1 rRNA gene is annotated in these 384 nt (G+C 53.9%); it reads right to left on the reverse strand.

The features are described from left to right. Positions 1-384 (reverse strand): 16S ribosomal RNA (locus tag KGF38_RS20125); the annotation flags it as partial.

Consider the following 384-nt stretch of genomic DNA (forward strand, 5'->3'; position numbering starts at 1 on the left):
TTATCGTCCAGTAAGCCGCCTTCGCCACTGGTGTTCCTCCTAATATCTACGCATTTCACCGCTACACTAGGAATTCCGCTTACCTCTCCGGCACTCAAGTATGACAGTTTCCAATGCAGTCCCGGGGTTGAGCCCCGGGCTTTCACATCAGACTTGCCACACCGTCTACGCTCCCTTTACACCCAGTAAATCCGGATAACGCTTGCCCCCTACGTATTACCGCGGCTGCTGGCACGTAGTTAGCCGGGGCTTCTTAGTCAGGTACCGTCATTATCTTCCCTGCTGATAGAGCTTTACATACCGAAATACTTCTTCCCTCACGCGGCGTCGCTGCATCAGGGTTTCCCCCATTGTGCAATATTCCCCACTGCTGCCTCCCGTAGG

The sequence above is a fragment of the Clostridioides sp. ZZV14-6387 genome (genome assembly GCF_020657835.1).
Taxonomy (GTDB): Bacteria; Bacillota; Clostridia; order Peptostreptococcales; family Peptostreptococcaceae; genus Clostridioides; species Clostridioides difficile_A.